This is a genomic window from Listeria sp. ILCC797, assembly GCF_900186185.1.
GTDB lineage: Bacteria > Bacillota > Bacilli > Lactobacillales > Listeriaceae > Listeria > Listeria goaensis.
Window position 1 is genome coordinate 230,551 of the sequence record NZ_FYBS01000001.1, and the last position, 13,116, is coordinate 243,666.

8 protein-coding genes and 2 other annotated features are annotated in these 13,116 nt (G+C 40.2%); of the genes, 3 read left to right on the forward strand and 5 right to left on the reverse strand.

Annotation, left to right across the window (positions count from 1 at the left end; all coding sequences use genetic code 11):
* Positions 1-33: 33 nt before the first annotated feature.
* Positions 34-244 (reverse strand) — a binding site (T-box leader).
* Between the two features lie 41 nt (positions 245-285).
* Positions 286-535: a binding site (T-box leader), on the reverse strand.
* A 312-nt stretch (positions 536-847) separates the two neighbouring features.
* The 3 genes from adhE to BN1609_RS01145 all read left to right on the forward strand — a co-directional run bounded on the left by adhE (position 848) and on the right by BN1609_RS01145 (position 5,640).
* Positions 848-3,448, forward strand: a complete 2,601-nt coding sequence (gene adhE / locus BN1609_RS01135) for a bifunctional acetaldehyde-CoA/alcohol dehydrogenase (protein WP_088840413.1) — start codon at positions 848-850, stop codon at positions 3,446-3,448.
* Between the two features lie 225 nt (positions 3,449-3,673).
* Positions 3,674-4,588, forward strand: a complete 915-nt coding sequence (locus BN1609_RS01140) for an ABC transporter ATP-binding protein (protein WP_088840414.1) — start codon at positions 3,674-3,676, stop codon at positions 4,586-4,588.
* Positions 4,588-5,640, forward strand: coding sequence for an ABC transporter permease subunit (locus tag BN1609_RS01145; protein ID WP_088840415.1), 1,053 nt, complete (start codon positions 4,588-4,590; stop codon positions 5,638-5,640). The genes BN1609_RS01140 and BN1609_RS01145 overlap by 1 nt, the downstream gene beginning before the upstream one ends.
* 97 nt (positions 5,641-5,737) lie before the next feature.
* On the opposite strand, the gene BN1609_RS01150 is transcribed toward BN1609_RS01145, so the two are convergent.
* From BN1609_RS01150 to BN1609_RS01170, 5 genes are all read right to left on the reverse strand, one after another.
* Positions 5,738-6,304, reverse strand: a complete 567-nt coding sequence (locus BN1609_RS01150) for a DNA-3-methyladenine glycosylase I (protein WP_088808817.1) — start codon at positions 6,302-6,304, stop codon at positions 5,738-5,740.
* A gap of 6 nt (positions 6,305-6,310) precedes the next feature.
* Complete coding sequence (locus BN1609_RS01155) at positions 6,311-6,541, reverse strand: hypothetical protein (protein WP_240310278.1); 231 nt, start codon at positions 6,539-6,541, stop codon at positions 6,311-6,313.
* Positions 6,542-6,629: 88 nt separating this feature from the next.
* Positions 6,630-9,326, reverse strand: a complete 2,697-nt coding sequence (gene acnA, locus BN1609_RS01160; RefSeq protein ID WP_088808815.1) for an aconitate hydratase AcnA — start codon at positions 9,324-9,326, stop codon at positions 6,630-6,632.
* A gap of 150 nt (positions 9,327-9,476) precedes the next feature.
* Complete coding sequence (locus tag BN1609_RS01165) at positions 9,477-9,893, reverse strand: general stress protein (RefSeq protein WP_088808814.1); 417 nt, start codon at positions 9,891-9,893, stop codon at positions 9,477-9,479.
* 3 nt (positions 9,894-9,896) lie between these two features.
* Complete coding sequence (locus tag BN1609_RS01170) at positions 9,897-13,112, reverse strand: DEAD/DEAH box helicase (protein ID WP_088808813.1); 3,216 nt, start codon at positions 13,110-13,112, stop codon at positions 9,897-9,899.
* Between the last annotated feature and the right edge of the window lie 4 nt (positions 13,113-13,116).

A 13,116-nucleotide genomic window follows, 5' to 3' on the forward strand; every position in this document is an offset into this window, starting at 1 on the left:
AAATAAAAAGCCCTCTAAAGAACAAATTGTCCTTTAGAGGGCGAACGTGTCGCGGTACCACCTCTTGTTTAAGAAAATGCTTTCTTAATCTCTTGTTTTTAACGGTAACAAACCGTCAATCCCTACTATTAGTTCAAGATTGAACGCGCAAGGCCCATTCCTTTATTTTTCCAGACAAGCTTCCACCAACCGCTTGCTCTCTATACTTTCCAAATAAAGTACTCTTCCTGCTTCGTGCTTTTTCATATAAAACGAAAAGGGTCTCCCGTCCATGTCTAATTACTAGACAAGGACGGAAGACCCGTGGTGCCACCTTGATTAACTTAAAAATTTAAGTTCACTTTATTCCATCTGCCAAAAGCTAAATGGTGCCTTGTATAACGATAAGGCTTAATCGCTAAATCCTACTTGGTTACCCCGTTCAGTTTAGAGCTAGAAAGTCCATTCACACTAATCATTGTTACCGGCTCACACCAACCGCAGGCTCTCTTGAAACAATTTTTTAGGTTACTTACTCTTTCATTCACGCTGTTATTTTAAGTTGTTCTCATCTTAACAAAATTAAATTTAAATTGCAAGCCTAATTTTTCATTCCCCTTTTTTCTAAAACAAAAGAACCAGAAAACGCTTTCGAAATAGACCTTAAGACTTAATTTTAATATTTTGTGAATCTTTTCACGTGAAACTATTTACAAACTTTTTATGCTGAGGTATACTAACGGTGTAATCAAGTCACACCTTAAAAAAGCTGGTAAAAGTCGACTGCCAAATTTTTTTAAACACATAGGGACGTTTTAAGTCTTTGTTGGACATTTTAAGTCCCTTATAATTCTAGGAGGTTGTAAAAATGGCAATTAAAGAAGAAGCTACTCGCGAAGTTTTAGAAGTTCAAAAAGTGATTGATAAGTTAGCAAACAACGGTGCAGAAGCGCTAAAAGCCTTTGAAAATTACACGCAGGAACAAATTGATTCCATCGTGCATGCAATGGCTGTTGCAGGACTTGACCAACATATGCCACTTGCAAAAATGGCTGTAGAAGAAACTGGTCGTGGATTATATGAAGATAAATGTATCAAAAATATTTTCGCAACGGAATATATTTGGAATAACATTAAAGCAAATAAAACGGTAGGCATCATTAACGAAGATAAACAAACTGGTGTTATCGAAATTGCTGAGCCAGTTGGCGTTGTTGCTGGTGTTACACCCGTAACCAATCCAACTTCAACAACTTTATTTAAAGCGATTATTGCCATTAAAACGCGTAATCCTATTATCTTTGCTTTCCACCCAAGTGCTCAAAAATGTTCGTCTGAAGCGGCACGTGTCGTATATGAAGCAGCTGTAAAAGCTGGCGCACCTGAAAACTGTATTCAATGGGTTGAAAAGCCATCTCTTGAGGCAACAAAACAACTTATGAATCATGATAAAGTTGCATTAGTTCTTGCTACAGGTGGAGCTGGAATGGTTAAATCCGCTTACTCAACTGGTAAACCGGCACTAGGCGTTGGTCCTGGTAACGTTCCTGCTTACATCGATAAAACAGCAAAAATTAAACGCGCTGTTAACGACATCATTCTTTCTAAATCATTTGACCAAGGTATGATTTGTGCGTCTGAGCAAGCTGTCATCGTTGACAAAGAAATTGTGAAAGAAGTGAAAGAAGAATTCGCTGCTAACGATTGCTATTTTGTAAAAGGCGCTGAATTCAAAAAACTTGAAAGCTATGTTATCAACCCTGAAAAAGGCACATTAAACCCTGACGTTGTTGGTAAATCCCCTGCTTGGATTGCTGAACAAGCTGGCTTTAAAGTTCCAGAAACAACGAAAATTTTAATCGTTGAAATTAAAGGCGTGGGTGATAAATATCCGCTTTCTCATGAAAAATTAAGCCCAGTTCTTGCTTTCATTGAAGCGAAAAATCAAGCAGAAGCTTTCGACCGCGCAGAAGAAATGCTTGAATATGGCGGTTTAGGTCACTCGGCTGTTATTCATTCAACAGATAGTGAAGCGCAAAAACAATTTGGTATTCGTATGAAAGCTTGCCGTATTATCGTGAATGCACCATCTGCTCAAGGCGGTATCGGAGACATTTATAACGGCTTTATCCCTTCCCTTACACTTGGATGTGGTTCTTACGGTAAAAACTCTGTTTCGCAAAACGTTAGTGCAACGAACCTTTTAAATGTAAAGCGTATCGCAGATCGGAGAAATAATATGCAATGGTTTAAATTACCGCCGAAAGTATTCTTTGAAAAATATTCCACGCAATACTTGCAAAAAATGGAAGGTTTAAATCGCGTATTTATCGTGACTGACCCTGGAATGGTACAATTTAAGTACGTTGACGTTGTTATCGACCACTTAAAACGTCGTTCAAACGATGTGGATTATCAAGTGTTTGCTGACGTTGAACCAGATCCGTCTGATGTCACCGTTTATAAAGGTGCAGAACTTATGAAAGACTTTAAACCAGATTGCATTATCGCGCTCGGTGGTGGTTCGGCTATGGACGCGGCAAAAGGTATGTGGTTGTTTTATGAGCATCCTGAAGCTTCGTTCTTTGGCTTAAAACAAAAATTCTTGGATATTCGTAAACGTACGTTCAAATACCCTAAACTTGGGGAAAAAGCTAAATTTGTTGCTATCCCAACTACAAGTGGTACTGGATCTGAAGTAACGCCATTTGCAGTTATTACTGACAAAGAAAACAACATTAAATATCCGCTTGCTGATTATGAACTTACGCCAGATGTTGCGATTGTTGATGCACAGTATGTCACAACTGTTCCAGCACACATCACAGCTGATACTGGTATGGACGTGTTAACGCATGCTATTGAGTCTTACGTTTCTGTTATGGCAAGCGACTATACACGTGGTTTATCCATTCAAGCGATTGAATTAGTGTTCGCCAACTTACGCGATTCTGTTCTTAAAGGTGATGAGGATGCACGTGAGAAAATGCATAATGCCTCTGCCCTAGCTGGTATGGCTTTTGCGAATGCATTCCTTGGAATCAACCATAGTTTAGCACATAAAATCGGACCGGAATTCCACATTCCACATGGTCGTGCGAACGCTATCTTAATGCCACACGTTATTCGCTACAATGCGCTTAAACCTAGAAAACATGCTTTATTCCCTAAATATGAAAGCTTTACTGCTGACGAAGATTATGCTCGCATTGCTCGTATTCTTGGATTAAAAGCGAATACTGCGGCAGAAGGCGTTGCTTCCCTTGTTGATGCCATCATTAAGTTAGGTAAAGACATCGGAATTGATATGAGTCTTAAAGGACAAAATGTTGATAAGAAACAATTTGATGCCGTTGTAGACACATTAGCTGATCGCGCCTTTATGGACCAATGTACAACAGCGAATCCAAAACAACCTCTTGTCAGCGAATTGAAACAAATTTATGTTGAAGCTTACAAAGGCGTTTAATGAAGACTCGCTCCCACCTTTAAAGAAATGAGTAGCGTAGATTGTTATCTTCATTCCCTAATATACAATCTCTAAAAACAACTTGCATGTAAGTATGCCAAGCTTACATAGCAAGTTGTTTTTTTCTACACCTAAAGACCTAATCGATGACCAATCTATAGATTCATGTTAATTGTGTAGATTTTGTGTATACTGATTATATTCTGTGAAAAAGGAAGTGAGCAAATGCCTGAAACGGTGTTACAACTTGAAAATATCTCGAAAAAAATTGGCAAAAAAGAAATCATACATAACATTAGTTTTGAAATTGAAAAAGGGGAAGTTTTCGGTTTACTTGGACCAAATGGTGCAGGAAAAACAACGATTATTCGCTCCATCGTTGGGTTAATCTCGAAAACAAATGGGCAAGTTTCCATCTGCGGGGTCAATTTAGACGAAAACTTCAAAGAAGCCATTCAAAATATTGGGGCTATCATTGAAAATCCTGAATTTTACATGTATATGTCTGGCTGGAAAAATTTAAAGCAATTTGCGCGTATGAGTCGAAAAGATATTTCAGATGAGGAAATTAGCGCGATTGTGGAAAAAGTAAAATTGAGTCATGCGATTCATAATAAAGTTAGAACGTATTCTCTTGGTATGCGCCAGCGTCTTGGCGTTGCACAAGCTTTAATTCATGAACCTGCCCTACTCATTCTCGATGAACCAACAAATGGGCTTGACCCACAAGGCATGGCGGAATTTCGAATGCTGATTAAAGAGCTCGCTGCAAATGGCACTTCTGTTTTAATTTCAAGTCATCTCTTAGCTGAAATTCAACAAATTACGGATCGCTTTGCCATTATTGACAAAGGGCATCTGACGCACATTGAGAAAATGACAGATTTAACTGCGGATAAAACGTTAAAAGTCACACTTGAGGTTTCAGACGGCGCTAGCGCTATGCTCGTATTAGACACGCTTGACCTCGAAATCATTGAACAAAGAGAGAATCAGTTTGTGTTAAATGTGACGCGCGAAGTCCTTCCAGAAATCGCCCGCGCACTTATCCGGGCTAATTTGGACATTCTTGAATTATCCAAAGTTCAATTCTCACTCGAAGATCGCTTCTTAGCACTTACAAACGGGGGGGAAATCTAATGCGTTTAATTCAAAACGAGTTTCAAAAATTATTTCTAAAAAAATCAAGTTGGAGTATGCAAATTATTCTTGTTGTTCTGATTTTCTTGATGACTATGTTGATGTTCACGATTTCAAGAACAGACGGTGTGGAAGAAAAGCTGCAACCACAAGGAATTACATCTTATTATAATGCGGACGGACAACCTATTTCAGAAGATGACTACTGGAACGCACAAAATGAGAATAAAGCAACTGGTTATACAGAAAAGGTCCTTTCTCCTAAAGATTCTGTCGCTGCTTTAAAAGTTTCAAAGGAAGCAGCTCCAAAAGAAGATCAGGAAAACATCCAAAAACAAATAGATTATTATCAAGTTTATGCTGATGAAGGTAAAATACCAATGTCATCTGTAAGTTCTATGACTGGTGCAGAATTTTTTGCAAGTCTTGGTACTATGAATATGATTGCGAGCATTCTAGTTGCTGTCATAGCAAGTATGATCGTTGCTTCCGAATTTTCGGGTGGAACAATTAAATTGCTTTTAGCTCGGCCTTACTCGCGAAGTCAAATTCTTGCATCTAAGCTTGCGGTTGTCATTCTGTATGCTGTGATTACGAGCATTGTGCTATTTATTTCTGCATTCTTATTCTCATTCATTTTGCCTAGCGGGGCGTATCTCATGCCAGTATCACCAGATTCTGGGGCATTAAATGCGTTGCAATCTGCGCTACTTCTGCTCGGCTCTAATTTTATTATGATGGTTGTTTATGCAAGTATTGCCTTCTTGTTCTCAGCCGTTGTTCGCTCTCAAGCACTTGCTGTTGGTGTAAGTTTAGGGGTATTGTTCTCTGGTTCTATTCTTTCAGCCCTCTTACCAATCGCAATCGAAAAATATGACTGGTTGAAATGGCTTATATTTAACTTGTTAAACTTGAACAGTGCTGTTACTGGAAACCCCATCGCTGGAGATTTAGCGATTTGGCAAATCATTTCGGGGCTTGCAGTCTATGTGCTGATATTTCTTGGCATCAGCTTTTATTTCTTTAGAAAACGAGATGTCGCACTTAGTTAATCTAAATTTGAAACGACAATAAAAAGAAGCATAATTCCAGAAAAACCATTTTTGAAAATGGTACTATTCCTGGATTTATGCTTCTTTTAATTTTAACTCATTGCTGGTTATAAGCACAAGTTACCGCGTGATCATTAATCACACCGATTGCCTGTAGATAGGAATATACAATGACGGGGCCGACAAACTTAAAGCCGCGTTTTTTCATGTCTTTACTTACTCGTTCGGAGAGTTCATCTTTCGCCGGCATTTCCTGATCTTCACTAAGTTGATGATTCATCACTTTATCGTCTGTAAAATGCCACATATATTTTGAAAATGAACCAAATTCTGCCTGCACCTTTTGGGTAGCCTGCGCATTCGTTCTAACGGCATTCACCTTCGCTTTATTTCGGATAATGGCGGCATTACTCACGATGTCTGCCAACTCTTCGTCTGTCAGTTTGGCGCAAGCGTCAATATCAAATTGTAAAAAGGCTTCTTGGTACCCTGCTCGCTTATTCAATATCGTGCGCCAAGATAAGCCAGCTTGAGCCCCCTCTAAGTTTAAAAGCTCAAAAAGATATGTATCCTCGTAGCTCGGCTTGCACCATTCATCATCATGATACGCCAGCATGACAGCATCGCCATTCGCTGCCCAACTACATCGCTTTTGTTCACTCATAAACACTCATCCTCCTAAAATATACTGCATGCACAGAAATGCACCACAAAAAAACGCGACATACGCAAAATAAAAATGCTTTGCTCGCCACTCCATCAGCCCTAGTGCAAGACAGATTGCTGTGAAAATAACTAAAACAAGTGGTGGCAACGGAATTTTATAACCACTTATAGACGTGATTAAACTAAGCATCAAACTAATAATAATAAGTAAAATTAATAACGTGTTTTTTCGCATCTCATTTTCCTTTCTCCACCCATTATAGAACATTAGTTCGCTAAATGCAATTAAAAAAAGACCGCTTTCTGAAAAGCGGTCTTTCGGATTAATTTTCTAGTTTTCCGCGTAAAACCATTTGCAAAATACCACCGTGGCGGTAGTAGTCGATTTCAACTTCTGAATCAAAGCGGGCAATCGCTTCGAATGTCGTTACTTTACCGTTTGGTGAAGTAGCGGTCACTTCAACAAGACTTCTTGGTGTGACGGATTCATCAATGGCAACGTGGAATGTTTCTTCGCCTGTCAAGCCGAGTGCGTCAGCACCTTCACCTTGTTTAAATTGAAGTGGCAAGACGCCCATCATGACGAGGTTGGAACGGTGAATTCGCTCGTAGCTTTTCGCGATGACCGTTTTAATCCCAAGTAAATTTGTTCCTTTGGCTGCCCAGTCGCGTGAAGACCCCATTCCGTAATCATCGCCGGCAAGGATAACTAGACCAGTGCCATCAGCCATATATTTGCGTGAAGCATCGTAGATAGACATGACTTCCTTTGTCGGGAAATAAGTTGTGTAGCCACCTTCTGTACCTTCTGCGATTTGATTTTTGATGCGAATATTCGCAAACGTTCCGCGCATCATCACATCATGATGGCCTCGTCTTGAGCCATATGAGTTGAAGTCGCGAATCGCAACACCTTGCGCTTGTAAAAATTGACCTGCTGGAGTATCTTTCCCAATGGCGCCGGCCGGTGAAATGTGGTCAGTCGTAACGGAGTCACCGAACTTCCCTATCACCCGAAGGTCAGACAAAGTTTCCACTTTTCCTTTTTCCTTCGATAAGTTTTCAAAAAATGGTGGGTTAGCGATATACGTTGAAGTATCGTCCCACTGATAAAGCGCCTCATCTGTTGTATTGATGGCATTCCATGCTTTATTTTCATCAAAAACACGCGCGTATTGTTCGCGGAATAGTTCAGGTGTTACGGTTTCTTCCACAAGTTGTTTCACTTCGTTTGAAGAAGGCCAAATATCTTTTAGGAAGTACGCCTTTCCGTCATTTCCGTGCCCAATTGGCTCATTTTCTAAATCGATATTTGTTGTGCCCGCTAAGGCATATGCCACAACAAGCGGAGGCGAAGCTAAAAAGTTCGCTTTTACAAGCGCATGAATCCGACCTTCAAAATTTCGATTTCCACTAAGAACAGCTGACACAAGCAGATCATTTTCTTGAATCGCCGCTTCAATTTCATCTTTTAATGGACCAGAATTCCCGATACATGTTGTACAACCGTAGCCGACTAAATCAAAGCCTAGTTTATCTAAATAAGGTAGCAATCCTGCTTTCTCCAAATAACCGGTTACTACTTTTGAACCAGGAGCAAGCGAAGTTTTCACAAATTTAGGCACTTCAAGTCCAAGTTCCACTGCTTTTTTTGCGACTAAGCCGGCTGAAAGCATGACATATGGATTGGACGTGTTTGTGCAACTTGTAATCGCGGCTATGGCAACCGAACCTGTTTTCATCACGGATTCATCGCCGTTTCCGTACACGACTTTCGCATGTTTATTTAGCGCATCTGGTTCTAAGCCGAATCCTTGATTACCAGCAGGCGCTGAGATGGATTTTTGGAACGTTTCCTTCATATCAGATAAAGGAATTAAATCTTGCGGACGTTTCGGTCCTGAAAGATTCGCTTCAATTTCGCTTAAGTTAATTTCTACCGTATCTGTATAATCAGGCTCACGGTTTTCTTTCGTAAAGAATAAATCATTTTCTTTTAAATAAGCTTCAACAAGGCGAATTTGTTCCTCGTTGCGGCCCGTTAAACGCAAGTATGTCAGTGACTCGGCATCAACAGGGAAAAATCCACAAGTTGCCCCGTACTCTGGCGCCATGTTAGCCACCGTTGCGCGGTCTGCAAGCGGTAACGTCGACACGCCTGGTCCATAAAATTCCACGAACTTCCCTACGACTTTTTTCTCCCGAAGAACTTGTGTCACTTTAAGTGCAAAATCCGTAGCCGTTGCGCCGTTCGGTAGAGCGCCTGTCAGCTTCACACCGATAACTTCAGGAATTGGGAAATACGAAGGTTGTCCGAGCATTCCTGCTTCAGCCTCAATCCCGCCAACGCCCCAGCCGAGCACCCCAATACCGTTAATCATCGTTGTATGGCTGTCGGTCCCAACGAGTGTATCTGGGAACACGATAGTTTCGCCGCTTTCCTCTTTTGCGATAACAACGCTCGCCAAATATTCCAGATTGACTTGATGCACAATTCCAGTTGCAGGCGGCACAGCGCGGTAATTATCAAATGACTTCTGCGCCCAGTTCAAGAACTGATAACGTTCCATATTGCGCTGAAACTCAAGCTCCATGTTGATTTTAAGCGCTTCTGGATTTGCATAGCTGTCTACTTGAACAGAGTGGTCCACAACAAGGTCTACTGGAATTTCCGGATTGATTTTCTCCGGATCGCCCCCCAAGTCCGCCATCGCTTTACGTAGTGAAGCCAAGTCAACAACAGCAGGGACACCCGTAAAGTCTTGTAAAATCACTCGTGCAGGTTTAAACGGAACTTCTCCGTCGTTTTGACTTGCTTCTTTCGACCAATTGCTAAGCCCCTTAATATGTTCTTCTGTGATTGCCTTGCCGTCGCTCTGTCTTAAAACCGATTCCAAGAGCACTCGAATCGAATAAGGCAACCTTTCAATGTTCGCTTCTAACGATTTTAATTTAAAATAGTGATACGTTTTATCATCCAATTGAAAAGATGATTTTGCTTTCGCTTTCAAGTTTGTCATCCACGTTTCCTCCTTCATTTCGAAACGATTGATATTCCCTACTTTATTTTACTGGAAAGTACATGATAAGTAAACTAAGTTATTTTGCATAAACACAATAAGTTTTAGTTATAAGCATAAAAAAAGGCATAAAGTTATGCCTTTTTATGCCTATCTTGCGAGCAATAATAATTTACCTTCATCAAGTTCGCTAACAAAATGAGCGATTTGTTCATCTGTTAAATCGAAATCCTCTAGTAGACGTTTCACCGTTTTATCATTTGTACGTGAAAACCATTTAGCAAATGGGCCTGCTGCATAGAGTGCGCCGTACTTCGGATTATATGCTTGCGGAATGACAATGGCGCCACTTAAACTTTGCAGAATACCGGAAATGATGCCGAATGCTTCTTCGTTTACTGGGCGTTCCTGTTCTGTTTCAGTTCGTTCGGCTATTTCCTCACTCATTTTCTTATTTTTAGCTAGAACAGAAATATCCTCTTTTGTATATCCTTTTTGAACAAGTTGTTCGATTTGTTTGACTGCTTCCTCTTCATTTTCTACTGACAAAACTTCCCATTTATCCATTTTTCAACGCATCCCTTCTTTATTAAATGTAAGTAGTGCTTTCATCTCATCAATGGTGAGTTTGTTAAGCAATTGTTCACCAGGTTGAATGAGCGCATCTACTAAGGCTTGTTTCTTTTGTTGAAGCTCAAAAATGCGTTCCTCAATCGTTCCTCTTGCAATAAAGCGAATGACTTGCACGACTTTCTTTTGTCCAATTCGGTGCGCTCGACTAGCCGCCTGTTCTTCAATCGCGGGATTCCACCACAGGTCGAATAGAATGACCGTATCGGCACCCGTTAAATTTAAACCCGTGCCGCCTGCCTTTAAGGATATTAAAAACACATTTTTTTCTCCTTGATTAAAAGCTAAGACATCGTCGACACGTTTTTTTGCATTCGTTTTTCCATCGAGATAAAAATACGGAATTTCTTGTTCTTCGCATCCTTCTGCAATTAATTGTAGCATACTTGTAAATTGAGAGAAAATAAGAACACGTTTCTCCCCTTGAAGTGCTGTCCCAAGCGTATCGAACAGTTGCGTAACTTTGCTTGACTCCCCTGTGTATTCTGGCATAAATAAGCGCGGATCACAGCAAATCTGTCTAAGGCGCGTCAAACCGGCAAGCAAACGAATATGCTCCTCACCTTGATTTAAGCCGCCGGAAGCAAGTTCAGCTTGAATTTTTTCCACATAGGCTAAATAAATTTGTTTCTGTTCAGTTGTAAGCTCTGAATAAAGATTCGTTTCGATTTTCTCAGGCAATTCACGCGCGACATCCTTTTTGAGCCGTCGAAGTAAAAACGGTCGAATGAGCGCAGCTACATGTTGATGGTCGACCTCTTTAAATTTGCGTAGTGACGGGAAAAAGCCTGGTAAAATCGTTTGAAAAATCGTCCATAATTCATCCACCGAATTTTCAAGTGGTGTTCCGCTAAGCGCAAACATCGATTTACGATCGAGCAATCTGACTGCCTGTGAAACTTTCGTCGTATAGTTTTTAATCATTTGTGATTCATCTAAAATAATTGTATGGAACAAGTTGCCTTCAAGCAAATCCGCATCTTGGCGCAGCGTTTGATAAGAAATCAAATACACTTGATTTTTTTTGAGTTCCGCCAATTGTTCTGCGCGTGAAAACTTGCTTCCTTCCACTATTTCCACGTTTATGCTACTTGCAAACGTCTGGAATTCATTTAGCCAGTTATAGAGGAGCGAGGCTGGTGTCACGATTAAAATTGGCTCGAGTTCTGCGTTTTCCTCCAGCTCAGATAAAAGAAATGCAATCGTTTGAATGGTTTTCCCAAGCCCCATATCATCAGCTAACACGCCACCTAGTTGGTATTTCGAAAGGGATTTCATCCATTCAAAGCCAACAATTTGGTAGTCGCGAAGTGTGGTATTTAGCGCTTTTGGAACGTTATAATGTTCATCGGAAAAATGTTGGACTTCTTCAAGCAATTCGCGATATTTCTTACTGAATTTTTGCCGATCTTGTTGGCCTTTTTCCAGTTCATAAAGCTGGATGCCGCGATAGACGGGCAACTGCATCGTTTGTTTGACTTCATTTTGCCGAACGTCAAGCAATTCGAAAATCCGTTTAATTTGCTCAAAGCTTTCGTCTTCAAGCGATAAAAATTGGCCATTTTTTAAACGATGATACGTTTTTTTCTCACGTAAGGATAAAAGTACATCTTTTGTTTCATCTTCTGGAATGCCCAAAAATTGGAAGGACACTGATAGAAACGTATTGTTTTCTGCCACATCAAAGGAAGTCACTGGCTGAATATCTTGAAATGCCATGTTTTCCATACCGTCTGCCATGAAGATTGCAACATATTCGCTAAGCTTTGGCACAATATGCGCATAAAAATGGTATAAGTCTTGTTCTTTCGCGCTTAAAACCATGCGATTTCCAGAAAATAAAATGGGGGCATTTTCAATAAGCTGCATAATTTTTGTTTCTGTTTCAATGTCACGGATAACAATTCGCTCGGCGCTCGCTCCGTTTTCCCCCGTGTGAAAAGGTTCAAAAATCCAATCTGCATACTCATATTGCAGGCGCAGCTCATGTTTGGCGTCTTCTGTCATTGAAATAAAAAGCTTTGCCTCAAGTGGAAAATTGATGATGCGATTTTGAATGGTCTCGTCCACATCGACTGTGCCACTTTTTTGTAGTGCTGGCAAAACGTAAGACACCATTTCGCTTAATCTAGCTTCGTTGAACTGTACAACATCACTTTTCGTTACTTTTTGGAATTCGAAAAGTGGCATTATGCTTAGCCATTCTTTTCGTTCTAAGTGATGGAAAGTGCCGTCTAAAAAGATGAGTTGATATTTTTCTAAAAAAACAGCTTGTTGCAGCGATTCGAGTTCAATTTGGTATTTCCCGTTTGACGTGCTTCTGAAAATATAGTTGAAATCCAGTTCCCCTTTGACCATCTTAATAGCGGGATAGCGCATTAAAATTTCATTTTTTTCGTTCATTATTTGTAAACTCGCGTTTTCCCCTGTGAGTTTTTGAAGTAACTCTTCTGCCAAATACGGCGTCACGATAAGCGTTTTGTCGTCTTCGTAACTTCTTGAAAAATAGCTGTCGGACAGTTCATACATCTTCTGGATATCGCAAATTTGCGTGAGCAGTTCGAGAATGGCGGAGTCTTTTTCTGAAAAAGTATGTTCATTTGGATCAAAGCTGAAATTTTTTGTAAAAACGAGCAACTGGTTGTAGCGCACGGCATCAAGAAAGGCTTGAATGTTTTTTACAACATACGTCCGCTCGGCGCCGACTTTTAGTTCCAGCACAATTTGTCGCTCTTCGTTTTCTGTTTTTAATGAAACATTGTAAACAATTTGTAGTGTTTTCTTTGCATCTAAAACAGGCACCTCAAATTGGTCCGCTAAACTTTCTTGAAAAAGTGCTAAAAGCGTGACGGATTCTTGTTCTAAAATGCGTTCTTTCAAACTGATTTTTTTCTTTTCGTGCAGCAACTCTACTTTTTTCAAATAAGTGGCATACATATGTTTACAGACGCGTTCCCCGTAAAGGTGACTGTCGCACGTGCAGTCCAGTACATCTGGTTCCGTTTCCGTGACAACTTCCCCGTCAGAAAAGTAAAAATTGGTCTGCTCGTTTTCTTCATCTATTTTATATAAGGCTTCGCTTTTTATAAGTCCTTTGGCATCTTGTTTCGTTTGATAAGGCACCATTTCATCTTGAATGTTGATTTGCCGTTTCATCATT

What these genes read in the sequence shown, in the direction of transcription:
- adhE (WP_088840413.1), top strand. Translation starts at nt 848, where the DNA reads ATGGCAATTAAAGAAGAAGCTACTCGCGAAGTTTTAGAAGTTCAAAAA.
- BN1609_RS01140 (WP_088840414.1), top strand. Translation starts at nt 3,674, where the DNA reads ATGCCTGAAACGGTGTTACAACTTGAAAATATCTCGAAAAAAATTGGC.
- BN1609_RS01145 (WP_088840415.1), top strand. Translation starts at nt 4,588, where the DNA reads ATGCGTTTAATTCAAAACGAGTTTCAAAAATTATTTCTAAAAAAATCA.
- BN1609_RS01150 (WP_088808817.1), bottom strand. Translation starts at nt 6,304, where the DNA reads ATGAGTGAACAAAAGCGATGTAGTTGGGCAGCGAATGGCGATGCTGTC.
- BN1609_RS01155 (WP_240310278.1), bottom strand. Translation starts at nt 6,541, where the DNA reads ATGCGAAAAAACACGTTATTAATTTTACTTATTATTATTAGTTTGATG.
- acnA (WP_088808815.1), bottom strand. Translation starts at nt 9,326, where the DNA reads ATGACAAACTTGAAAGCGAAAGCAAAATCATCTTTTCAATTGGATGAT.
- BN1609_RS01165 (WP_088808814.1), bottom strand. Translation starts at nt 9,893, where the DNA reads ATGGATAAATGGGAAGTTTTGTCAGTAGAAAATGAAGAGGAAGCAGTC.
- BN1609_RS01170 (WP_088808813.1), bottom strand. Translation starts at nt 13,112, where the DNA reads ATGAAACGGCAAATCAACATTCAAGATGAAATGGTGCCTTATCAAACG.